Source organism: Candidatus Hydrogenedentota bacterium, assembly GCA_035450225.1.
Classification (GTDB): Bacteria; Hydrogenedentota; Hydrogenedentia; order Hydrogenedentales; family SLHB01; genus DSVR01.
This window is the reverse complement of record DAOTMJ010000049.1, coordinates 1-25,292: the sequence shown is the minus strand read 5'-3', so window position 1 is coordinate 25,292 and position 25,292 is coordinate 1. Positions and strand designations below refer to the sequence as shown.

At 60.8% G+C, this 25,292-nt stretch carries 13 protein-coding genes; 10 read left to right on the top strand and 3 right to left on the bottom strand.

Features of this window, described 5'->3' with window-relative positions; all coding sequences use genetic code 11:
• The first annotated feature begins 437 nt into the window (after positions 1-437).
• The 4 genes from P5540_17525 (at position 438) to P5540_17510 (ending at position 4,638) form a co-directional block, all read left to right on the top strand.
• Positions 438-1,781, top strand: a complete 1,344-nt coding sequence (locus P5540_17525) for a sigma-54 dependent transcriptional regulator (protein HRT66622.1) — start codon at positions 438-440, stop codon at positions 1,779-1,781.
• Between the two features lie 10 nt (positions 1,782-1,791).
• The gene (locus tag P5540_17520) at positions 1,792-2,187 is read left to right on the top strand and encodes a VOC family protein (protein HRT66621.1); all 396 of its coding nucleotides are present in this window, start codon (positions 1,792-1,794) and stop codon (positions 2,185-2,187) included.
• 142 nt (positions 2,188-2,329) lie between these two features.
• The gene (locus P5540_17515; GenBank protein ID HRT66620.1) at positions 2,330-3,103 is read left to right on the top strand and encodes a hypothetical protein; all 774 of its coding nucleotides are present in this window, start codon (positions 2,330-2,332) and stop codon (positions 3,101-3,103) included.
• A 104-nt stretch (positions 3,104-3,207) separates the two neighbouring features.
• Positions 3,208-4,638 carry a trimethylamine methyltransferase family protein gene (locus P5540_17510; protein HRT66619.1) on the top strand — a complete coding sequence of 477 codons (1,431 nt, stop codon included), beginning with the start codon at positions 3,208-3,210 and terminating at the stop codon, positions 4,636-4,638.
• 53 nt (positions 4,639-4,691) lie between these two features.
• Here the strand turns inward: P5540_17510 and P5540_17505 are convergent, their stop codons facing one another.
• The gene (locus tag P5540_17505) at positions 4,692-5,855 is read right to left on the bottom strand and encodes a phospholipase D-like domain-containing protein (protein ID HRT66618.1); all 1,164 of its coding nucleotides are present in this window, start codon (positions 5,853-5,855) and stop codon (positions 4,692-4,694) included.
• A gap of 45 nt (positions 5,856-5,900) precedes the next feature.
• The gene (locus tag P5540_17500; protein ID HRT66617.1) at positions 5,901-10,607 is read right to left on the bottom strand and encodes an Ig-like domain-containing protein; all 4,707 of its coding nucleotides are present in this window, start codon (positions 10,605-10,607) and stop codon (positions 5,901-5,903) included.
• 291 nt (positions 10,608-10,898) lie between these two features.
• On the opposite strand from P5540_17500, the gene P5540_17495 reads away from it, so the two are divergent.
• The 3 genes from P5540_17495 (at position 10,899) to P5540_17485 (ending at position 17,538) form a co-directional block, all read left to right on the top strand.
• Entirely contained in the window at positions 10,899-11,378 is a 480-nt protein-coding gene (locus P5540_17495; GenBank protein ID HRT66616.1) for a MarR family transcriptional regulator, read from the top strand.
• Positions 11,379-11,411: 33 nt separating this feature from the next.
• Positions 11,412-14,855, top strand: a complete 3,444-nt coding sequence (locus P5540_17490; protein ID HRT66615.1) for an acyl-[ACP]--phospholipid O-acyltransferase — start codon at positions 11,412-11,414, stop codon at positions 14,853-14,855.
• Positions 14,856-15,153: 298 nt separating this feature from the next.
• On the top strand, positions 15,154-17,538 hold the full coding sequence (locus P5540_17485) for a M20/M25/M40 family metallo-hydrolase (protein ID HRT66614.1): 2,385 nt from the start codon (positions 15,154-15,156) through the stop codon (positions 17,536-17,538).
• Between the two features lie 12 nt (positions 17,539-17,550).
• On the opposite strand, the gene P5540_17480 is transcribed toward P5540_17485, so the two are convergent.
• Positions 17,551-18,894, bottom strand: a complete 1,344-nt coding sequence (locus P5540_17480; protein HRT66613.1) for a DegT/DnrJ/EryC1/StrS family aminotransferase — start codon at positions 18,892-18,894, stop codon at positions 17,551-17,553.
• Positions 18,895-19,435: 541 nt separating this feature from the next.
• Here P5540_17480 and P5540_17475 point away from each other — a divergent pair.
• Genes P5540_17475 through P5540_17465 form a run of 3 tightly spaced genes read left to right on the top strand, consistent with a single transcriptional unit; the run spans position 19,436 to position 25,169 of the window.
• Positions 19,436-20,401 carry an ATP-binding cassette domain-containing protein gene (locus P5540_17475; GenBank protein ID HRT66612.1) on the top strand — a complete coding sequence of 322 codons (966 nt, stop codon included), beginning with the start codon at positions 19,436-19,438 and terminating at the stop codon, positions 20,399-20,401.
• Positions 20,398-22,920, top strand: coding sequence for a Gldg family protein (locus P5540_17470; protein HRT66611.1), 2,523 nt, complete (start codon positions 20,398-20,400; stop codon positions 22,918-22,920). The genes P5540_17475 and P5540_17470 overlap by 4 nt, the downstream gene beginning before the upstream one ends.
• Before the next feature lie 29 nt (positions 22,921-22,949).
• Positions 22,950-25,169 (top strand): DUF4340 domain-containing protein, encoded by a 2,220-nt coding sequence (locus tag P5540_17465; GenBank protein ID HRT66610.1) that lies wholly within the window; start codon positions 22,950-22,952, stop codon positions 25,167-25,169.
• Positions 25,170-25,292 lie beyond the last annotated feature (123 nt).

Sequence of the window (25,292 nt, the reverse complement as noted above, 5' to 3'; positions counted from 1 at the left end):
GAAAACGGTTTACTTGCCTTGATCCATGAGAGTACCTTGTTCTCGGAGTCGTGAACGTCCCGGAATGGCTATCTTCGTGGAACTTCTCATCCTTTTGCCTCAAGAACACAGTACTCTCAATCTTGATCCTTTGAATGCAATATACCTTACCGTCCGGAGCGGTTGACTTCAAATCCCGGCGGCGGGACGCCCTATAAAGGGCATGTAATCAGGCTAACCACAAACGCCCTGTTTGGAATTCCCGTTGTTTCCGTGTACACTCTTCATTGGTTATGTGATTCTTCGGACAACGTCCAATCTTTTTTATTTTTATCACGTCAGACAACAGTAAACGGGTTGGGGTTTCAGGGCGGCCCTTGGCCGCAGGGAAACCGGCGGAAGCGTGGTATGTCCGCGTGATCCGAAACGACACCGTGCACGAGGCAAATGGAGCGACCATGGCGAAATCGCGAATTTTGGTGATTGACGACGAGGCGCTCATGCGCGAGTACGTCGAGGAGGCGCTCGTGCGCAGCGGTTACGAGGTGACCACCGCGACGAACGGCCGCGACGGCCTTCAACTGCTGCGCGAAAAGGGGTTCGACGCCGTCGTCACCGATCTCAAAATGACGCCGGTGGACGGGCTTGAAGTCGTGCGGCGCATCAGGGAGGAAAAACTCGATACCCGCTGCATCGTCATGACGGCCTACGGAACCATCGAGACTGCCGTGGCCGCCCTCAAGGACGGGGCCGAGGATTACATCCTCAAACCGTTCTCGCCGGACGTTCTTGAATTGGCCGTCGCGCGGGCCCTCGAACGGGGCCGGGTCGCCGAGGAAAACCGTTACCTGCGCGCGCAACTCAACCGGAATTACGACTGCAAGGCGCTGATCGGCAAAAGCGCCGCCATGCGCAAGGTTTATGCGGAAATCGAAAAGGTCGCCTCGAGCCGGGCGACCGTCCTCGTGCGCGGCGAAAGCGGCACCGGCAAGGAACTTGTCGCGCACGCGCTGCACTACAACGGACCGCGCGCTGACCGTCCGTTCATCAAGGTCAATTGCGCCGCGCTGTCCGCGGGATTGCTCGAAAGCGAACTGTTCGGCCATGAAAAGGGGGCTTTCACGGGTGCGCACGAACGGAAAATCGGCCGTTTTGAACTGGCCGACACCGGTACGCTGCTGCTCGACGAAGTGAGCGAAATCGGCCTCGAACTGCAGCCGAAACTTCTGCGCGCATTGCAGGAACGCGAATTCGAGCGGGTCGGCGGCGTCTCGTCCATCCAAGTGGACACGCGGATCGTCGCCACGTCCAACCGCAACCTCGAACTCGCCGTCGAGAAAGGCCAGTTGCGCGAGGACCTGTTCTTCCGCCTCAACGTCATCCAGATTGTGCTGCCGCCGTTACGCGAACGGAAGGACGACATCCCCCCGCTGATGGATTATTTCCTCGAACGGTACGCCCGTGAAAACGGTCGAAAGATTACGGGTTTCGCGCCGGAAACCCGCGAACTGTTTCTCGATTACGCATGGCCCGGCAACGTCCGCGAACTGCAGAACGCCATCGAGCGCGCCGTCGTGCTGGCCGCCGACAAGATTCTGCGGCCCGAACATTTTCTGCTTGGGGCCGTGCGGCGTCCCGCCGGCGAGACGGGCCTGACCCCCGGCGTCACGCTGGCCGAAACCGAAAAGCAACTCATCCTCAAAACCCTCGAATACTGCAAACAAAACCGGACGCATGCCGCGAAAGTCCTCGGCATCAGCGTCCGCACCTTGCGCAACAAACTGAAGGAATACGGGCCGTAAGGAGCCGTTTATGCCATCGCAGGACCACGTCGCTTTTCGTGTTTCCGACATGGAGGCCGCACTGAACTTTTACGAGCAAACGCTCGGACTCCGGCGGCTTTCGTGCCAAACCGACGAAGACCATCACGAACGGTTCGCGTTTCTCGAACTCGACGGCGGCAATCTCGAACTTCTTCAACCGCTCGACGAATCGAACCGCCCCGTGTCCTTTGCCAAGCCCACCGTCGAAGCGCCCTACTGCCCGCACTTGGCGATCCGGACCGGTGATTTGGATGCCGTGGCAGACCGGCTTCGCGAACACGGCGTGCCCATCGTCAAAGGCCCGCTTGAAATCCCGGGACAGGTCCGCTGGCTCTATCTCGCCGATCCCGACAACAACATCATTGAATTTGTTCAATGGCTGTAGCCCTGTCCGAAAAATGCGCGCGAAACCGGCCGCACAGGAGGACAGTCATACAATCCGAAAGGCTGTTGCTTTCGGCCGTGCGCCCGAAGCAGCGTGTGACCATTCTTGGGAAAAATCCCGGCAAACCAAAGGAGCGGTTCAAATGATCAAGCGAATCACGATAGGGGCGTTGATTGCGGCGGCCGCCTTGTGCGCGCCGTTGCAGGGGTTGGCGCAGGACACGGTCGAATCCATCCAGAAGGACGTGTTGGCCAAGTGGGACAAGGTCAATTCGTTGACGGCCGCCATCACCGGCACGGGCGATATCAAACTCTCGCCGGAGTCGCCCACGGCGCTGCATCTCGTCGCGTCCGGAAACCTGGATTCCCTCAAAAAGGACGGCAAGACGTTTTCCCGCATCGAACTGGGCGCGGGACTGACCCCGCAGGCCAAGCCCATGGCCCGCATCTTGGCCGGTTCCGATGGCAGCGCCGCCTATGTCGAAACGGAATTCCTCGGAAAGGTCGAGTCGAAGACGGTGGATCAACTTCCGATTGCGGCGGATGCGAAAGGCCTCTTCGACATCATGAACCAGCACCTGAACCTGACCGTCATGCCGCCGGAAAAGGTGGACGACAAGGAGGCCCATGTAATCGCCGGTGAAATGAAAAACCCGGAAAAGGACATTCCCGTGTCCAAGATATTGGCCTATTTCGAAAAGGAAACCGGCATCATCCTGAAAGTGGTGGCCCTGAACATGGAAGGCCAGCCGATGGTCACGCTCGCCCTGCGGGACATCGTGTTGAACGCGCCCCTCCCCGAAGAAAAATTCCGGTACACCCCGCCCGCGCCTCCGGCGCCTAAGCCCGAATCCGCCCCGGCGGCCCCGGCGGCGGAAACGGCCAAGGCGGCCCCTGCCTCCGGCGAACAAAAATAGCGGAAATAGGAAGCGCAATCCGCCGCCGTGTTTTTCACGCGATCTTCCACGGATGCGCCGTCTCCATGCCCCACGCTATACTTCCGCGGACAGGAGGACGCGCCATGATCTTGCGGGTGTTGTCGGACGAACAACTCGCGAAACTGCACGCGGTTTCGCTCGACATCCTGGCCGAAGTGGGCGTGCGGGTTCCGCACGACGAGATGCTGGCGCGGCTTGCGGATGCGGGCGCGCGCGTGGATTCCGCGAAACAGCATGTCCTTTTTCCGCCGGAGATGGTCGAGCGCTGCATCGCCTCCGCCGGCAAACAATTCACGATCTACGGGCGCGACCGATCGAAGACCGCGCAATTCGGCCATGGCACGCGCAACTACAATTCCATCGCCGGCGAGGCGCTGTGGATTGACGATGATTTCACCGAGCGGCGCTATCCGACGCTCGACGACGTGACGACCGCCGCGCGTCTCGGCGACGCGTTGCCGCACATCAACATCGTCGGCGCGATGGCCGATCCGCAGGGTATTCCGCCCGAATGCCGCTGCGTGTACGTCGCCGCCGAATTGCTCAAGAACACAACGAAGCCCATCACGTTCTGGTTCCACGACCGCGCATCCGCGCGTTTCATTCTCGACCTGTTCGCCGTCGTCGCGGGCAGCGAGGCGGACGCCATCCGGCATCCGTTCGCGTACCCGTTCCTCGAACCGATCAGCCCGTTGCGATTTGCGCGGCACGGCATTGACTTGCTCTTCGAGACGTGCCGCTATCCACTGCCCGTGCCCATCGGCCCGATGGCCCAAGTCGGCGCGACCGGTCCCGGCGCCCTCGCCGGCACGCTCGCCCAGGAAAACGCCGAGATCCTCGCCGGGCTCTGCCTCGTCCAGACCATCCGCCCCGGCACGCCGATCTGTTACGGCGGCATCCCGCATGCGTTCGATATGCGCACGATGCAACTGGTCTTCGCCGGTCCCGAACAGGCGCTCATGGCCGTCGCCATGACGCAGATGGGCAAACATTACGGCCTCCCCGTCTACATCAACGTCGGCCTGACCGACAGCAAGATCCCCGATGCCCAGGCCGGCATCGAGGCCGGGATCACGCTCGTCTGCGGCGCGCTCGCCGGGGCCGACATCTTCGGCCATCTTGGCATCAGCGGCGTGGACCTCGGCACATCCCTCCCGATGCTCGTCATGCAGCACGAAATCATCGGCTACGTCGAGCGCATCTTGCGCGGCATCGCGTTCGACGACGACGCGCTCGGCTTCGATACGATCCGAAAAGTCGGCCCCGGCGGCAACTACCTCGCCGAAGAACACACCGCCCTCCACTTCCAATCCGAACTCTGGTTCCCGCAACTGCTCGACCGCAACTTCTGGGAACCCTGGCGCGAACTCGCTCGCAAGGACATGTTGTCCCGCTGCCGCGCCATGAAAGACGATCTGCTCGCGAACCATGCCTGCGAGCCACTGCCCGGCGACGTCCAACGCGATGTGGATCGGCTCCTCGCCGACGCGCGGCGCATTCTTACAAGCCACTGATCGTCTTCGACAGCCAATCTCGGATTCGTTGAATCCCGCGGCAACGGCGCGGGTCAGGGCGAACCGGCGGCGTAAATGCGCTCGAATTCGCGCCGGTATTGGTCGGCGATGGCCCGCGAATGGAGGATGAGCACGTTTTCGTCGTTCCGGTTTTCGGCGGCCTTTGAAAAATTGTAACTGCCCGTAACGACCACCTCGCCGTCCACCACCATGACCTTGTCGTGCATGATGTGCGGGTTGCCGTCCATGCGGACGTCCGCGCCGCATCCGCGCAGGAATTCGTCCTGCGCGCTTCGGTTGCCGGCCTGGGTCTTGTCGAAGACCGCGCGGACGCGGACGCCTTCGCGGATGCGCCCCGCCAGCGCCTTGGCGATGGGTTCGGAGGTGAACGCGAACGCGAGCACGGCCACGTCCGTCTTTGCGCCGGCGACGGTTCGCACGATGGCGGCCTGCACGCCGTCGTCCGGCGAAAAGTAACATTCGATCCGCGCGCCGTCCACCTCCACGACCGGATGGGGCGTCCGTTTTCCCTTGCCGAACCGGCGCTCGCCGAACATTTCGGTGAATTCGTCCGTGAAGTTGACGGCGAGGCGTTCCGACGCAATCAGGAGCGAATTGTTGTCGTTACGGTACATGCAGTTGTTGGTGATATTCGTCGAACCGGTCCAGACGAGGCGGTCGTCCACCACGCAGAATTTGTTGTGCATGAACGGTTCGCGCCCGTCGAACACGACGGGGATCCCCGCCTGCATGCACGCCTGCACGGCGTCGCGTTGCGCGTAATCCGAATCGGACACGATGCGCACCGCGATGCCCGCGCGGTGTCTTTCGATGAGGGCGGCGGCGACGGATTCGAGTTCGAGATCGTAGAAAGCCGCGATCACGGAACGTTTCGCGCCGGCGATCAGGCGGACCAGCGCGCGGTCAATGCCAAAAGGGTTGAGGGACTGGCAGGGCGCGAAATACACCCGGATGGCGCCGGCATCGCCGGTTTGCGCGGCATCCGTCCGCGCGCCGGGATCCCGTTCCTCCTGGATTTGGCGCGCGACGAACGATCGCCCGCGATCCAGCGCATCCGCCGCGCGTCCGCGCAGGACGGCGATCGGATGCCCCGCGATCCGGTAATGAATCAGTCCCGCCGCGCCGGCCACGACGACGATCAGCAGAACCAGCGCCACGGCGCGCAACAAACCCGCGCCGCGCGCGTCCCGCGTCATGCGCCCGTGTTTCCGGTTCGGAACGGCATCGCGCATGGGCTTCGCTTACACGAGGGCGCGCCGGCGCGCAATCCAAACGCCGCCGCACATTGTCAGCACGGCCGATAACAGCATTAGCCCCGGCATGCCCGCGGCGGGCAGGGACTCCGTAATACGCACGACGGCCGTTTCGGACGTGACGGACTGGGTGCGGTCGTCGCGAATCTGGCACGAGTAACCTGCGGCGTCGGCCAACTGCACGGAGGGGATGATGTAAGTCGGTCCGTTGGCGTTGGGGATGTCCACGCCGTTCTTGCGCCAAGTGTACCGTAGCGGCTGTACGCCGCCACCGGCCGTAACCGCCAAGGTTACGGTCTGGCCGATTTGCACCGCAACGCTTTGCGGCTGGTTTATTATGGTTAGCAGGCCGACCACCGTCAGCGTGGCCTTGCGTGAACTGTAGGTCGTCCCATGGTAGGTGGCTTCACACCAATACCGGCCGGATTGCGCCGTGTTGGTTTCAGGCAGGATCAGCATGGGCGAGTCGAACCCCACGTCGGTCACGACGCCTTGGTTGTTTTCCCATTTCCATTGGAGGACGACGGGATCCGCATGCGGTTCAAGTTCAATGGTGAACGTGAACGGTTCGCCGGCGTACACCTGCCCGCCTTCGGGCGGCGCGGCGAAACCGAAATCGTTGTTGACGACATAATAGGCCGACGCGTCGTTCGCGCACTCGTTGCCCGCGGCATCCTTGATTCCCGTGGCGCTTACGCGGATGCCGATGTTGCCGCTCGCATCGCCGTGGGAAAGCGCGACCTGGACCTTGTACGAGGGGCTTGCGCCCGAAATGGCGAACGTCGCGTATGGGGCAAGCGATCCGATCAGCGAAACGTTGCCGGCATTGAAACTGTCGTCCACGTCCTCGCTGAACGTGACGCGGAACGCGACCGAATCGGCATCCGTCGGCGACGGATCGTCGAGCGTGACCATGGCGGCGGGCGGATTGGGATCATAGAGCCGCACGAACATGGGCGACGCCGAAACGCGGTTGCCCGCGGCATCGGACGCGGCCCCCGCGAGAACCTGCGCAAAGACCGGCCCCGCGCCGGCGGGCACAAGGTCGAACGTGTAATCCGTTCCGCTGCCCTGGAGGTTCTGCACGGTGGCGTTCATCGGGGAAATGCCCTCCGCGGAAAACCCCGTGACGGGTTCGCTGAACGTGGCGCGCGCCGGAATCGGCGAGAGGCGCGTGGCGCCTTGCGCGTCGGTGCTCAGATATACGGTTGGGGGAATGCCGACGGCGCCGCTGTAGTGCGTGGCCGTGTTGACGGCGCCGAGCGGGTTGCCGCCGGCATCGGTCGCGCCCGTGACCGTAATCGTGATGTTGCCGCGATCCAGCATCTCGCCGGATCCCCATGTCAACCGATAGGTGTTTCCATAGAGCAACGCGGCCGTGTCCGGATGCGCGGCCAGCGAGCCTTTCCCTGATCCGCTCAACGTGTAATTGGCCGGCGCGGTGGCGCCGTCGCCCATGGCCGCGCTGAACACGACATCCACCATCCCGTTGTAGACAACCGTCGCCGAGACGACGCTGGTCCGCGCGAAAACGCGCGTGAATACGGTCTCCAGCGCCGCGTTTCCGTTTCCAGCGGCATCCGTTGCAATGCCTTCGGGAATGTTCGCCGTCACCAGACCTTCCGAGGCCGGCACAAGGTTGAACGTGTACGACATGCCGGTTCCGGCAAAGTTGGCGACGGAAGCGTTGCCCGTCGCGATGTCGCTGCCGGTAAAGCCGGTCACAGGTTCGCTGAAGGCCACCGAAACGGGGATGGGCGAGGCGCCCGTTGTGGCCGGCGTGGCGGACGTCAACTGGACCGTGGGAACGCTGGCCACCGCCGCCCCGGCGTCCGTGCCCGAATTCGGCGAACCGATGGGGTTGCCGGCAAGGTCGGACATGCCGCTGGCCGTTACGGTGATGTTGCCGCCCTTCACCATTTCGCCTGTGTTCCAGCCCAGACGGTAGGTGTTCAGGCCGACGAGCGTCACGGAATTGGGCGACGTGGCAAGCGATCCCTTGCCGGTTCCGGACAAGGCGTAGTTGGTGTTTGTCAACGCCGCGGCGTTCATGGCTTCGCTGAACAGGATATTGACCGCGTTGGAGGCCTGCACGGACACGCCGAGCACCGTCGGCGCGGCGCCGATCGCGCCGCCGGCGACCGTGCCGGAATTGCCGGTCGAGCCGATTGCGTTGCCCGCGGGATCTTTCACGTTCGACACGGTCACCGTGATGGAGCCGCCGTTGCGCATTTCGCCGGAGGTCCACGTCAAACGATATTTGTTGCTGCCGACATAGACCACGCCGGCCGGATAGGCGCTCAACGAGCCGAGACCCGTGCCGCTTGCGATGTAGTTCGTCGGCACGAGGGCGCCTTCCCCCAGCAGTTCGCTAAAGGTAACATCCATGCTTGAACCGGATTGAATCGCAAGCGCCGTCACCGTGGGCGCGGTTCCGATTCCCCCGCCGTAATGCGTGCCGCTGTTGTTGATGCCGGCGATCGGATTGGCGGCCGCGTCGTAAACACCCGAAACGGTCACGGTTATCGTCGCGCCGTTGACCATTTCGCCGGAAACCCATGTCAGCCGGTACTTGTTGCCGCTGCTGAGCGCGACGGATGTTGGATTCGGGGACAGGGATCCCATGCCCGGTCCCGACAAGACGTAGTTGGCGTTCGAGGTTACCCCGGCGCCCATGGCTTCCGAAAAAGTCACGTCAATCGTCTGGGCGGTTTGCGCGGCGACGGTCGTGACCCGCGGTGCGACCCCGACCGCACCGCCCGCGTGCGTGCCGGTGTTGTACGCGCCGATGGCGTTCCCGTAGGCGTCGGACACATTCGACACGGTAATGACAATGTCCCCGCGATCAATCATCTCGCCGGATGTCCATGTAAGGCGATACTTGTTGTTGCCGGCCAGCGCGACCGAGGCGGGATTGACGGCCAGGGTGCCCTTGCCCGATCCCGAAAGCGCATAGTTGGCTGCCGTGACGGCGCCGGCGCCCATCGGGCGGTTGTACGTCACGTCCACCGTCGTGCCCGACGTCACGGCCACCGTTTCAACGCCGGGCGCGCCGCCCATGCCGCCCCGCGGATCCGTCGCGCTGTTGAAACCGCTCAACACATTCCCATACGCATCCAGCACGTTGGAAACCGTGATCGTGATGTCGCCGTCGGGAACCATCTCGCCGGTCGTCCATTCCAGCCGGAACCGGTTCGGGCCGACCAGGGTGACCGTCGTTGGATTGGCGGCCAGGGTGCCCTTGCCCGTACCGGAAAGGGTGTAATTGGCGGGCGAAGAGGCGCTTGCCCCCATGGCCCCGTTGTATTGCACGTCCACGTGCAGGCCGTCCACCACCTGAACCGACTGCACCGAAGCCAGCGAGCCGATGTAACCGGTCTTGGAACTGGAACCCACGGAAGTCGTTACCGTCAACGTGACGGCAAAGACGCCGGGGATCCCGTACACATGCACCGGATTCTGTTCCGGACTGGTGGCGCTGTCGCCGAAAATCCACGACCATTGCGTGATAGGAATACACGACGGCGTGACTGTCGTGTCGGTGAACTGGACCGCCAGCGCCGCGCCGCCAAACGACGGCACCGCCGTAAAATCGGCCACTGGAGCCGCCATTTCATACGCGCCCATGTCGAAGGCCGCGCCTTGCGGCCGGGTCGTCCCGGTGATGTCGGTGGCGGGCGCCCCGACGTTCGTGCCCGTATTGATGCAGGGCGAACCGCTGCCCAGCCGGAAATCGTTGACATTGGCGTCGGCAAACACCGGATTCTGGGCGATGTTTCCCGTGCCGGCCAAGCCCCCCTGCACATTGCAATAGGTCGCGTTGAGGGTCGCTCCGGTGCTGAAGATTTCACCCCCCGAATCGAAAAAAAGAATGGTGTTCAGCAACGTGACCGTCGCCCCGTCGGCATAAAGGCCGGCCCCGGCGGTGGCCTGGTTGAGCGCAAAGGTGCAATTGACCAGCGACGGCGTGCTGCCGTTGAAACTCCACATGCCGCCGCCGTTGGTGGCGACGTTGCGATACAGCAGGCAGTTCGAGAACACCGGCGATCCACCGTCGTTGTACACGCCCGCGCCGCTGAACGCGGTGTTGGAATATATTGTGCACTTCGAAAACGTGGCGGATGAGGACCGGTTGCCGATGGCCCCGCCGACGCTTGCGCTGTTGGCTGTAAACACACAATTGGACACCGTGCCGCCCGACGTGTCGCTAAAAAAGCCGCCGCCGCAGCCGTTCCACGCGCTGCCGTTGGCGTTGCCGCCGGTGATCGTGAAACCGTCGAGCGTCGAACCCGTCGTCCCCTTGACGACATGGTACGCGCGAACACCGGCCCCGCGTCCGTTCGCCCCATCAATGGTCACGACATGCGCCACCCAATTCCGCTGCGAAAGCTGCGTCTCGTATCCGCCGGCGGCCTTGCCGATAAAGCCGCCGTACACGCTGACATTGGTTTTGAGCACGAGCGATCCCGCGGCGTCCGCCGTGCGTGGCTCGTCATAAACACCCTCGGCCACCCATACGCGATCCCCGGCCGCCGCGGAGTCTATGGCTTGCTGAATCGTGGTATAAGCCGTCCCCCAACTTGTGCCGTTCTGCGTGCCCGTATTGTCTTTGTCAACATACCAAATGGCTGCGGTCGCCTGCATCGCCGCACACATTCCCGCCACCAACCCCATAACCAGATTCTTATTCGACATCCGCTGCCTCCTCGCTCCGCGAATTTCTTTTTTGATTGAAGACCGCATTACGTTCCCCCCACGCCAATCCTGCCATTCCGGATTTCGCTCCGTTGAACACAACCGCCAATAAACAAGATCCCACCCTGCCTTGTTACGCTTTGTTGGGACACAATACGGCCACTACTGCACGCTTGGCTATTTTACCACAAATCCAGCGTCTGCAAGGAAACAGAAATTGCTTGACTTCTAACGGTTACACATTCTACAATCTACCCGAAGGCTACAAATAACACACAAGGAACAAAGGCCGTGTCGCTGGCCGCCGAACTTCATTTGGATCGTCCGTTTTCGGACTTGCGCCATGAAACCCTCTTGAACATTGTGCATACGGCCGGTCTCTTTTCGGCCGTGGGCGAGGCGCTTTTTCGTCCGTTTGGCCTGACCCAGGCGCAGTTCAACGTCCTGTTTGCCCTGAAATACAAGATTGGCCCCATCACGCAGGCGGGGCTTGGCAAGCGGCTCGTGGTCAGCCGGGCCAGCATCACGTCGGTGCTCGACAAACTCGAACGCAAGCAGTTGGTCGTGCGCGAGAGCGTGTCGGGCAACCGCCGGATCTACCATGTTTCGTTGACCGCGAAAGGGCGGGCCATGATCGAGCAAGTCGAGCCGCTGTACCGCGAACGGATTCACGCGGCCTTGGCGGACCTGAGCGATGCGGAGTGCGTGAACGTCATCCGGTACATGGAGCGCATGCGGGCGCAGACGGCCAAGATGCGCGGCGGCGCGTAGTTTTCTGCGCGCATCACAACAAGGAGAGCAACGATGGTTGCGTCGAAAGGGATGCCGTCGGGCAAACCGTACAGCATGAAGGGGTTTTGGGCGTTGATTGCCACCCAGTTTCAGGGGGCGTTCAACGACAACCTGTTTCAATTCCTCATCCAGTTCACGATTTTGGGCGTATTGATCGGACCGGGCAAGACCGCCGATGAATCCACGGCGACGATGGTCACGGCGGTCTCGACGATTATTTTCAGCCTGCCGTTTCTGGTTTTCCCCGGCGTGGCAGGCGCGCTTTCCGACCGGTACAGCAAACAATTCATCGCGGTATGCGTGAAGGTCTGGGAAATCTTTATTGTCTGTTTTGGTTTCTTTGCGTTCTATTTGGAATCGCCTGCGTTCTTGTGGGTCATGCTTTTTTTCATGGCGACGCATAGCGCGTTCTTCAGTCCCGCGAAATACGGCATCCTGCCGGAAATTTTGGAAGAAAGCCAGCTTTCCTGGGGCAACGGCGTGCTTCAAATGTGGACGATTATCGCGATCATCGCCGGCACGGGCGCGGCGGGTCCGTTGCACAGCGCGCTGGGCGGCAAAACGTATCTGGCGACGTTTGTCCTGCTGTTTCTCTCCTGTGCCGGTCTGGTGATGGCCCAATACATCTCGAAACCGCCGGCCGCGAATCCGGCACAGCCCATCCGGCTCAACCCGATGCAGGGCATGATTGAACACTTCCGTATCATGAAAAAAGACCGGTGGCTGCTGTACACGGTCGTCGGCTACACCTATTTCTGGTTTGCGGGCGCCTTGCTCCGGGCAAACGTGTTCGCGTACGGCGCGGCCAATCTTCACCTTAGCGAAACGCAGATCAGCGCGGTCTTGGCGGCGCTGGCGGTCGGCATTGGCGTGGGCGCGTTGGCGGCGGGCTACTTGTCTCGTCAGAAGATCGAACTGGGTCTCGTGCCGATGGGCGTGCTGGGCATCGCGTTGTTCAGCGGCCTGCTGGCGATGCCGGACATGAGTTTTTGGACATGCCTCATCCTGCTTTTCGGCCTCGGCTGCGCATCGGGCGTGTTCGATGTGCCGCTTGCGGCGACCCTCCAGCAGCGCAGTCCAAACCATATCAAGGGCGGCATCATGGCCACGACGAACATGCTCACGTTCGTGGGCATGTTGGGCGCGGGGGCCCTGTACTGGGCGCTTACGCGGGCGGGCGTCAACACCCGGCAAGTTTTCATGCTCAATGCGGTATTTTCGCTGGCGGTCGGCTTGTATATGTGCTGGCGGCTGCCGATCCTCGTCATCCGTTTCCTGTTGTGGCTCGTCACAAACACGGTGTACCGCGTGTCGGTCATCGGACGCCCCAATTTTCCCATCACCGGCGGGGGGCTCCTCGTCGCCAACCACACCTCCTACATCGATCCGATCATGTTGCAGGCCGTGGTGGACCGTCCCATCCGCTTTCTCATGTACCGCGGCTACTATGAAATGAAGTGGATGCGGCCCATCGCGAGGATCATGAACGCCATCCCCGTCTCGGCGGCCGATTCGCCCGCGGAATTGAGGCGTTCCCTGAAAGAAGCGGCCGACACCATCAAAAACGGCGAGTTGGTGTGTGTGTTCGCCGAGGGCGAGATTACGCGAACAGGCCAGTTGCAGTCGTTTCGCAAGGGGTTTGAATTGATCATGCGCGGGATTGACGCGCCGATCATCCCGGTGCATATCGATCGGCTGTGGGGCAGCGTGTTCAGTTTTTCCGAAGGCCGGTTCTTTTGGAAGAAACCGAAGGAATTCCCGTACCGCACCACGGTCAGTTTCGGCACGCCCATGCCGGCGGACACCTCGGGCCCCGTGTTGCGTTCCATCATCCAGGAAATGGGCGCGGAGGCGTTCGCCGCGCGCAAGATGAAGCCGTGTTTGGTGGATCGCGCTTTCCTGAAGGCCGCGCGCCGACGTCCCAAACTCATGGCTATCGCCGACAGCCGATCGGGCGAACTCAGTTACTTCAAGACTTTGGCTGGTTCAATTGTGCTGGCGCGCAAACTCAGGGCCATTCTCGACAAGCAGCCGATGGTGGGCGTTCTGGTGCCGCCGTCCGTCGGCGGATGTTTGACGAACCTGGCGCTTGAATTCATGGGGCGTGTTCCCATCAACCTCAACTACACCGCTTCGGCCCAAGCCATGGAATCCTATGCGCGGCAATGCAAACTTTCGCATTGCATAACCGCCAAGGCCTTTCTGGAACGGCTGCCCGTAACCGTGCCCGGCATCCCCGTCTATCTCGAAGACATCATGAAATCCGTTACGACCGCGGATCGCGTCATCGGGGGGCTGCTGGCCAAGGCCTGTCCGGGCTGGCTGTTGGGCTTCCTGCTGGGTGCGCCCCGGCGCACGGCCGAGGATCTGGTGACCGTGATCTTTTCGAGCGGCAGCGAAGGCGATCCGAAAGGCGTCATGCTGACGCATGGCAACATCCTGCACAACGTGGATTCGCTGGCGCAGATCATCGCCCACAAGGACGGCGACGTCATGATGGCCATGCTGCCGCTGTTCCACTCCTTCGGGTTCATGGGTACGATCTGGGCGCCGCTCATCAACAACCTGTCCGTCGTCTATCATCCCACCCCGCTCGAACCGAAGGCCATCGGCAACTTGATCAAAAAATACAAGGCCGAGTTTTTCATTTCGACGCCGACGTTTCTTCAGAATTTTACGCGACGCTGCGATCCGGATGACATGAAAAGCCTGCGATACCTGCTGGTCGGCGCCGAAAAACTGACTGACCGCGTGCGCGATGCGTTCATGGAAAAATTTGGCGTCGAACCGCTCGAAGGCTACGGCGCGACCGAATGCAGCCCGGCGATTTCGAGCAATATCCCCGATTTCCACGGCGACGGCCATCACCAAATCGGCATGAAACGCGGCACGGTCGGACGTCCCATGCCCGGCATCGCGGTCCGCGTGATCGATCCCGACACCGGCGAAATCCTGGGATGCGGCCAGCCCGGACTCCTTCAAGTAAAAGGCCCCAACGTGATGAAAGGCTATCTCGGCATGCCGGAAAAAACCGCGGCGGTTTTGAAAGACGGCTGGTATTCAACCGGCGACATCGCCTCGGTTGACGAGGATGGGTTCATCACGCTGACCGACCGCCTCGCCCGGTTTAGCAAGATTGCCGGCGAGATGGTTTCGCACACCAAAATCGAGGATACCCTTCATAACCTTATCGGGCTTACCGAACAGGCGCTGGCCGTGACCGGCGTGCCCGACGCGGCCCGGGGCGAACGTTTGATCGTCATCCACACGTTGTCCGACGATCAACTCGCGCAACTCCTGCGGGCAATGGATAAATGCGAAGAACTCCCGAATTTGTGGAGACCGCGTCCAAACGCTTTCTACCGGGTCGAAGCCATCCCCGTGCTGGGCACCGGTAAAATGGACATCAAGAGCGTTAAGGCCATGGCGCGCGCCTTCGATGCCGGCGACCTCTGATCCCCGGCGATTTTACTTGGGACGATTGCCGACTGCCGCCTCCCTGTAACCTTCCTCCGCCGGGAAGGGTCTAACCAATTGGGCGCGTGGCCCCATTTTCGGCCGATGGCGACCGGAAAGGCATCACAGCGGAGAGGACATAATGACGAAAAGGACGTCATTCACGACGTGGCCGTTTTTTTACCGGTAGTGTCCTTTATGTCCTTGAAAACCTTGTGTTGACGAAGCCTTTACGGTGCTGATGGCCCCTATTTCGGTTGATTTTTGGCGGAAGTCTTTGGTTTCAGGAGTATCGGTAATGGTTGACAGTCCCGGTTCCCGCAACCCATGGTATCGCGATTCATGGGCGATTGGCACGGCCTTTTTTTTGGCGATGGTGGCTTTTGCGGCGATCTACATGGCCCGGCCGCCGTTTCCGAAGCCCGCCACCGCGCCCGCCACGGATTTTTCCGCCGAACGCGCGCTGGTCTACAACCGGGCGCTGGCCTCCGAGCCGCACCCGGCCGGTTCGGACGCCAACACAAGGGTACAGCAATACATCGTGGACACGATGAACGGACTCGGCATACCGGCAGAGCACGTGGCGAGTCCCTATGCGGGCGGACACAGCGCGGGCATGCGCAACATGGTTCTTGCGCGGCTGTACGGCACGGCCAACACCAAGGCCATCATGTTCGAGGCGCATTACGACAGCGTGCCGTACGGTCCGGGCGCGGCGGACGATTGCGCGGGCATCGCGGCCATGATCGAAATCGCGCGGGCGTTGAAGGCCGGGCCGCCGCTCCGAAACGACGTTATCTTTGTGTTTAGCGATGCGGAAGAAAGCGGCATGCTCGGCGCCAAGGCCTTCTGCGAGCATCCGTGGTTTGGCGATGTGGGGGTTTTGATCGGGTACGAAGCGCGCGGCAACCGCGGCAAGGCCTATATGTTTGAAACCGGCCCGGAAAACGGCTGGCTCGTCAGGCAACTGGCGAAATCGGGCGTGCATGCCGTAACCAGTTCCTGCATGGCCGATATCTACTACCGCCTGCCGTTTCGCGCCGACTTCGGTATTTTCAAGGAGGCGGGTCTCACGGGGTACAACATTGCGTTTATTGACAATTTCGCCCATTACCACACCAAAAACGACAATCCGGACAACCTCAGCCTGGCCAGCCTTCAGGATCTTGGCGAGTACGGCATTCGGCTCGCCCGCCATCTGGGAAATATCCCGATTGACAAGGTGAGGGCGCCGGATCTGACTTATTTCACGGTAATCGGACCCTTGTTGGCCTATTATCCGGCGACGTGGAACCATCCTTTGACGTGGATCGTCGTGGCCCTGCTTGCCACCGTGCTGATTCTGGGGTTTGTGCGGCGGCGCCTGACCCTGCCGGGGTTGCTGGCCGGCTGCCTGTTGTTTGCGGCGGCGTTGATTGTGACCTCGGCCGTCCAGATGGGATTGCTCGCCGTGCTGTATGGCCCGTCGAAACTCTTCACGCAATTGACGCGCGATCTGACCTCGCTGCCCGATATTCATTTGATTCAGCAGAACAACCTGTACGGAACAGCGTTCGCCCTGATAGGCATCGCGACCTTTGTCCTGCTGGCCGGAACGTTCATGCGCCTTGTCCGCCCGTATCATCTCGCGTCGGGCGCGCTGATGGCATGGGTGGGCCTGATGTTTCTGATCGGCGTGTTTCTGGAAGGGGGCCTTTTTATTGCCCAGTGGCCCCTGCTGTTCGCTTCGTTGGGGCTGGCATTATTGTTTCTGGACAAAAATGCCGGTGATCCTTCGCCGGCCCGGGTGGCCGTCGCTTCGCTGTTTGTCGTTCCCGCCATTGTGCTCTTTGCGCCCGCTTTTGTGGCCGCGCTTTCGTTCGTGTATATCCTTGCCAGTCCCGTGACGATTCTGATCCCGGCGCTTGTCCTCGGCTTGGCCGTTCCGCAACTGGCGATCATCACGCGCCGAAGCCGCCTCTGGCTGCCGGCGGTCTGCGCCGGAGCCGGCGGCCTACTGATAGCCGTTGGCTTGCTGAACAGCGCCCCCACGCCTCTCCGTCCCCAATTCAACTGCGTGTCGTACCGGCTCGATCTCGATGCACAACAGGCGTACTGGTACAGCAGCGACCCGGCGCCCGATGAATGGACTTCCCAGTTTTTCCCGCCCGGCGCCTCCCATGCGCCAACCGAATCCGAAAGCGACCGGGAAAAAGATCCCTTCCGGAGAATTTCATCCCGCATCCATGCCGAACTCACGATGAAAGCGCCGGCCCCCGTCGTCGAATCCCTGGGACCCGAAGCGCGGATAGTCTCCGATGCCGTTGAAAACGGGATACGCAACGTCGTGGTGCGCATCGAATCGAAACATGCCGAGTCCATGCACGTGCGCGCGGGAGAGGGCACGAAGGTGATTGCGGCGTCCATTTTCGGCAAACCGCTCGACGCCGGGGGCGATCGCTGGTATCTCAGCCTCCATGTGTTTCCCCGGGAAGGCGTGGACCTTTCCCTCGCCCTCGAACCGGACAAACCGTTTTCGCTGCAACTGATCCAGTTTTCCCACGGCTTTCACGCCATTCCCGGAATCAGGCCGCGGCCTGCCCACATGGCCTCGGAGCCGAACACTATCCGGCGGCACAAATTCATCCGCGACAGCGATGTGCATGTTGCCAAAACGGTCTTTTTTCCGCCGCAGGCCATGTGAATAAATTCGGCGTTACGTTTTCGCGATGCTGTCGCGATGCGCCCAAACTTTTTCAAAGGCGTTGCCGTACTGTTCGATCAATTCGGGCTGTTCCGACGTGAAATACGGCAGGAGCACCGCCTTGCGGTTGGCCTCCGCGCATCCGGGCAGCGAGTCCTCGGCGGGAAGCACCGGCATGTGCCGCCACCATTTCTCCTCGCTGTAAATCGGATAGGTGTGCTGCAAGCGCAGGTTGTATTCCGCGGCCTCGACGCCTTCGGCCTGTAAGGCCTTGACCGCCGCCGCGCGCGACATGCCCGCTTTTTTTTCGTCAATGAAGATGATGTTCTTCGCGTAAAACACCCGTTTGATGCCGGAGCGCACGAATTGTTCCGACACGCCGGGCAACTGCGTGATGCGATCATTGAGGCGTTTGACCTGCGCGACGCCCGCCTCGTTTTTCGCGTCGAGATCCTTCAATTGGATGCGGGCGAGAATGGCCGCGATGGGATGAATGCGCATCTTCCCGCCGAAGGCCGTGCCCTGGTATTTCTTGTAGGGGCTGTCGTCCGCGAACGTGTGGGGCAGGTCGTAGTTTCCGTAGGTGGTGGCGCGCTCGAAATCCCGCGCGTCCTTGTACATGCCGATGCCGCCCTCGATGGCCGGCAACGGCTTCGTGGTTTGCAGACTGAACCCGGCCATACGGCCCCAATTGCCGACGAGCGTGTCGTTGACCCGCGCGCCGTGCGCATGGCTGCAATCCTCCACCACCTCCAACCCGTGCTCTTTTGCGAACGCGCAGATATCGTCCATGTCGCACGGCAGGCCGTACCAGTGGACCGGCATGATTGCCCGCGTTTTTGGGGTTAGCCGGCGTTTGCAGTCTTCGAGGTCAATGTTCAGCGTCCGGGGATTCGAGTCCACGAACACCGGGACCAGATCGAAGAACCGCATGGGCACGACCGGAAACCACGTGCTGTAATCCGGCACGAGCACTTCGCTGCCCGGCGGCAAATCCAGCGCGAACAGCATCGAGGTCAGCGCGCTGGTTCCGTTGCAGTGCGCCTTTGCATACGGGCAACCGTGATACGCCTTCCATGCCTCCTCGAATTCCGCCACGGGCTTGTAGTCCGGATTGCGCAGGAGTTCCGTGACGGCCCGGATTTCCTCGTCGCCGTACAGCGGCCATTTTTGCGCATTCGGGACTGCATGGGTGACCGCCTTTGGCCCGCCGTCAATCGCCAGCGTTTCCTTCTTCGCCTGGGCGTTGGCCGCAGGACTCCCCGCGGATAAATCCGATAAATACAGACTTGCGCCCAGCGCCCCCGCCGCTTTCAGAAAACCGCGCCGCGTGTTTTGTCTCTTTGTCAAGTTCATCGCCGTTACTCCCTCGTTGATGGCCCAATCCATGGTTGGGGCCGACTTTCCACAATCGCCGGGGAATCATCATCGTACAATGATACTTTGGTTCGCAACTTCTACCGCCTTTGCGTGGAACATGCCAACGCGGAAGTCAAGCCCGTCATTGGGACAGGGCGGACGGGCCGCAGGGGAGTTCCCTTGTCAATGCCACGGTTCAGACCAGACGAAGCCGTTCGGTCCCCACAGAAGACGACAGGGAGGCATGTTCCGATACCCATTTTCAGTCGTGTTCTCTGGATTCCACCCCAAATGAGTCGCGCGGCCACATGCCAACGATCAAGAGTCAATAACGCTTATAATGTTGACAATCAGCATCTTGCGCAGATTGGTCCGGATGGGATATTCCGTGTTTTTTACTGGCACGGATTTTGCTGACTTGTTAGTGTCTCTTTGTCTAGCGGCGTGGCGTTCCGGGAGATTAAGCCGTGTAACGGGAGGACGCGGCGCGCCGAAGGCAAACATGCAACCGGGAACAGGTTTAGGAGTGCTAACAACCATGATCAAGGCGAACAAGCTGACGATGCACTACGGTCCCGTAGTGGCCTTGAGGGATGTCTCCTTCGAGGTGAACCGCGGCGAAATAGTCGGGTTGCTGGGACCGAACGGCGCCGGCAAATCAACCGCCATGAAAATCCTGACCACGTATCTGCACCCGACGAGCGGAACGGCACAGGTCGGCGGGATAGATGTGCTGGACAATCCGCTGGGCGTGCGACGAATCATTGGATACCTTCCGGAAATCCTGCCGCTCTACATGGATATGGAAGTGCGGACATATCTGGATTTCGTGGGGCGTGCGCGGGGTCTGAGCGGCGGCAAGCTGAAGCAGCGCGTGGAAGTCGTGCTTGACGAGTGCGGGCTGCGGCCGATGTACCGCAAGATCATCCGCGAATTGTCCAAGGGTTACAAACAGCGCACCGGCCTCGCCCAGGCGCTCATCCATGATCCGGACATCATCGTGCTCGACGAACCGACTTCCGGCTTGGATCCCCACCAGATTGTCGAGATCCGCCAATTGATCCGTAAACTGGCCGCGACGAAAACGGTCATTCTCTCGACGCATATCCTGCAGGAAGTCGAGGCGATGGCCGACCGCATCGTCATCATCAACCGGGGCCGCACCGTCGGCGACGGCACCATCGAGGAACTGCGGGCCCGCGCGCGCGATTTCGACCGGACCGCGATATCGCTCCAAGGCGACCGCGCCGAAATCGAGCGGATGTTGTCTGGAATGGACGGCGTGCGCAAGGTTCATTACGAGGGCGAGGTGGACGGATGTTGCTCGTTTACCGTCTACAGCCGGATTGGCTCGGAAATCTGGCGTGAACTCAACAAACTCGCGCACTCGAAGAACTGGGCGGTGCGCGAACTGGCGGTCAAGCCGCTAACGCTGGAGGAAACATTTCTGACGCTGACGGAACCGGCCAAAAAACGCGATGAAAAGGAAGGAGCGGCCGCATGAAAAACATGGTGACCATATTGCGCCGGGATCTGGGCGCGTGTTTCACGTCGCCCATCGGCTACATTTTCATGATTGTCTACGTGTTGATCAGCGTGGGCTTGTACATTACCTCGTTTTTTACCTATCCGATGGCGGATCTGCGCCCGTATTTCATGAACCTGCCCATCCTGTTGTGCGTGTTCATCCCGGCGGTGACGATGCGAATCTGGGCCGAGGAACGCAAAGAAAACACGTGGGAAATGCTGCTGACCTTTCCGATGAAGGCGCGCGAACTGGTGGTGGGCAAGTTTCTTGCCTGCCTCTTGTTTTATGCGCTGACGTTGGCGGCGACGTTCACCCTGCCGTTGATGCTTGTCGCGCTGGGCAAGCCTGACTTCGGCCCGATGGCCACCGGCTACTTCGGCACGCTGTTGCTGGGCGGATTCTTTCTGGCCATCGGCATATTCTTTTCCGGTTTCTTCAAGGACCAGATCGTGGCGTTCGTCGTGACGTTGCTGGCGTGTTTCGGCATTTTCCTGGTCGGCACCGATTTCATCGCGTCCTATCTCGACGGCATGAAACCCGGCTTGGGATCGCTGCTGAGCCAGTTGGTCGGCGTCGCGGATCATTACAACGCCTTTTCGCGCGGCGTCATCGAACTGGCCGATCTGTTGTATTTCCTGGTGTGGACGGTGTTGTTCCTGGTATTGAACGTCATGTACATCGAGGGTCGGGGACGTCCAAAGGCGAAGACGATCTTCGGCGCCGCGGTGGCCATGTGCGCCGTGATTGGCCTGTTGTTCAACTGGCTGTTGGCCGGCACGAGCCTTGCCCGCTTCGACAGCACACAGGACAAGATTTTCACCGTATGCGATGCATCGCGATCCATCCTGTCCAAAATTGATTCCCCGGTCCAGATAAAACTCTATATCACGCCGAAAGAAAAAATGCCGACCGGCATGAAGCAGTTGGAACAGCAGGTCAAGGACAAACTCGAGGAACTGCGGCTTGCGTCGAATGGAAAACTGGAATATTCGGCCGTCTATCTCGAAGTCGCGAACGTCCTGGCCGACTCGAAGCAGGGCATGGAGAGCGCGGAAGACGAAAAGGATGAAAACAAGGCCATCGAAAAACGCATGCTCGACAAGGGCGTCGAGCCGTTCTCGGTGCGCGCGATGAGCGAGGACGAAGTCACGAACAAACTCGTCTATTCGAGTATCGGCGTCGGATACAAGGACAAGAAGGAGGAAATCATTCCCCAAGTCATGCCGCAGAACGTGGACGAGCTCGAATACCGCCTCGTCAGCACCATTTACAAACTGACGCGCGAAAAAGCGCCGGTGGTCGCGCTGGTGGCCCCGAAGGAAGCCATCAACATCGATCCGCAGATGCGGCGCCTGTACGAACAGATGGGCCAGCCGGTGCCGACGTCCGAGGATCCCTTCAGCACGATTGAACAGGTCCTCGGATATGAAAAATACGAAGTGCGGCGGATTGATCTGACCGAGGACAGCAAGATGCCGGATGAGTACGACGCGCTGGTGGTCATCAACCCCCGCGAACTCAACGACCGCCAGAAATGGGAAATCAACCGCGCCCTCGTGGCCGGCAAATCGGTCGTGCTGGCCGTACAGAACTACGAATGGGATTATCGCGCGACGCGCTCCGGCACGAGCATCACAAAACGCGAAGAGAAACCGCAGATCAATGACCTGTTGAAGAATTACGGGGTTACCGTCGCGGAAGAAATCCTGATGGACGTGAACCATGTGCCGTTGACGATTCAGAGCAGCAACAATCCGCTGGCGGCGCTGCTGGGCGGCGGCCAGACGGTCAATCTGCCGATGCACGTACTGGTCAACAGCGACACCATGGCGTCGGACAACTCCATCACGAGCCGGCTGGGATCGATCTTCTACCTGTGGGGTTCGCCATTGTCGCTGGACGAGGACACCCTGAAAAAGCACGGGCTTACCGCCAAGACGCTCATGACGACAACCCCTCGTGCATGGACGGTGCCCGGCACGGAACAAGTCAGTCAGGCCACGTTTGAAAAACCGGCCAGCGGAAAGGCGTATCCGCTGATGGCCATGATTACCGGCCAGTTCCCGGATGCCTACAAGGACAAGCCCCGCCCCGCATGGCCGGAAGAGCCGCCCATGCCCGGCCAACCGCCGAAGCCGCCCAAGGAAAAAGAAGAGGAAGGCGAGGCGGCGCCGGTGACTCCGGCTCCGGGAAAATTAATCGTGATGGGTTGTGCGGAAATGTTCCGCAAGAATTTCCTGCAGGCCGGCAATCTCGACCTGTTCATGAACAGTGTTGACGCCGTAACGCTTGGCGATGAATTGGTGCATGTGCGCAGCCGGAAACCAATCGATCGCATGATTACCATGCCCGATACCACGACGCGGCGCATCTGGAAGGTCATCAATTACGCGCTGGCCCCGGCGCTTATCGCGGGCGTGGGCATCTTCACGACCATGATGCGCCGGCGCGCGCGCAACGCCTACACGATGAGTTTCGGCATAACGGAAGACTGACGGACCCGCATTTCACGGAGATTGTACAGATGAAACCGAAGAGTTTGATACCGTTGGCGATCATTGTGGCTGTCCTCGTGGGACTGGTGGCCTATAAGAAAATATCGCAACGTCCCCCATCCCTCATCGAGCAGGCCCGGCTGGTCCGGCTGCTGCCCGAAGGATTCTCGAAAGCGGACGTGGCCCGGATTGAATTGACTTCGGGCGACAAGACCGACGAGAAACTCGTGCTGACATACGACAAGGACGCGGACAAGTGGCGAGTCACGACCCATTTCAACGCGCCCGCCAAAAAGGACACGGTCGAAAAATACCTCGATGCCATTGCGAAGATGAAAGGCGAGCCCCGCGCCATGGGCGCGTCCGAGACCGCCTTGGCGGATTACAATCTGACAGAGGCGAAAGCCTTTCACGTGGCGGGATTCAAAAAAGACGGCACGGAACCCATCTTCAACCTGCTGGTGGGCAAATCCCCCGGTTACAAGGAAGTGTTCGTGCGCAAGGCCGGTTCAAACGACGTGTTCGTCGAGGAAACGAACCTGAAGCAGCAGGCCGGCATTTACGACTCCACCCCGCCGCCGGCCAAATCCGGTGAAAAACCCGAAGAAAAACCATTGCCAAAACCGGAAGCCGGCACATGGCTCGATAAGGAAATCGTGAAGGTGGATTCCGAGAAACTGACCAAGGTCGCGCTGACGCTTCCGGACAAGTCGCTCGTGTTCGAGCGCCGTGAAAAACCGAAGCCGCCCGCGGACCCGGCCAATCCGCCCGCCGAGGAGAAGAAGGACGAGCCGGCCGCGTCGAGCGAGAAAGAAAACGCCAGCGTGGTTACGCCCACGTCCACAACCGCTGCGCCCACGCCGCCCGCCGCGCCGGAAAAGCCCGAATACGAATGGGTGCTTGCTTCCGGCGGCGCCGGGATGACGCCCAAACCCAACAGTATCGAAACCTACATCAAACGTTTCTCGCCGCTTAACGCCACCGACATCGTCGATCCCGCCAAGAAGGCGGAATGGGGATTGGAATCCCCCGCGTTTACATGTGTGTTGTCGGTGGAGGGCCAGCCCGACATACGAATCGAGGGAGGGCGTCCAACGGCATCGGACAATGGCTATGTGCGCGTCGCGGACGCCAAGGAAGATATTGTCTACTCGATGGCCAAATACAGTTTCGAGCAGCTCTTCCCGAAGGGTACGGATTTCTTCGATTTGCCCACGTTTTCGTTCGACAAGAAAACGATAGACGCCATTTCCATATCGGGCGCGGCGGGCGATATCGCGCTGGCGCGCGAAGGGGAAACCCTCAAGGTTATAAAACCGGCTTGCGATTTGAAGTCCGTTACAACCGCGTTGGACAACGTCGTGAACACGCTGGCGTCGTTGCGCCCCTCCGACTATGCCGACGGCGATCCGGGGCTGGGCGATCCGGTGCGCACCCTAACCTTTACGGCCGCCGGCCAACCGCACGCCATCAAGCTTTATTCCGAAAGCAAGACCATTGAGGGGTCTTATGTGCGTGTTGACGACAAGCCCGAAATACTGGTGCTCGGCAAAGCCGATGTGGGCAAGGTGTTCCCCGCGCCCAACGATCTGTTCGAGCGCAAGTTGTTCGATTTCGATGCCGACGACGTCGCCGAAATCGCCGTGAAAACCCCGGCGCAGGAATATGTCCTGGCGCGCGAGGGAGACACATGGAAGGTCAACGTGTCCGGCGCCGTCTTTGATGCGGACAAGGAAGTCTGCGAAGACTTGGCCGAAGACTTGGCCGGGGCGCAGGGCGATCACATCCTGTTCGGACAGGCCGGCTTGTCCACTCCGGCCGACAGCACGATTCGGATAAAGCTCAAGGAAAGCGGTGAATTTACGCTTTCATGTGCGCCCGAAAAAGACGGCAAGCGGGAAGTGCAGGCTTCCGGCAAGAGTCTTGCCTTCGACATGTCCGCATCGGCCATGGATGGGCTTATGCCGGCCTTGGACAAGGTGAAAAAGCCCGAACCGCCTCCCGCGCCGACACCGGCTGAAACTCCGGCCTCCACAGCGGAACCGGCTCCTGCGGCGGAACCGGCCCCTGCGGCGGAACCGGCCGCGCCGCCCGTCGAGCAGGCGCAACCTGTGGAAATCGCACCGGCGCCGGTTGAATTGCCGGCGCCGTCCGTGGCCACGCCGCAGCCGCCCGCGGAACCTGTTGTCGTGCAGGCGACGCCACCCACGGAGTCGGCGCCCCCTGCGGAAACGCCTGAATCGAAGTAAGGAAAATTTCCCGCGGGGCAGGACCCATGCGGGGTTGAGTAATGGGCCGCGCTTCGGCGCGGCCCGTTCTTTGTGTGCCAAGCATGGCGCGAATCTAAGGGGCGAAAGTCCCCTGCAAGCCCT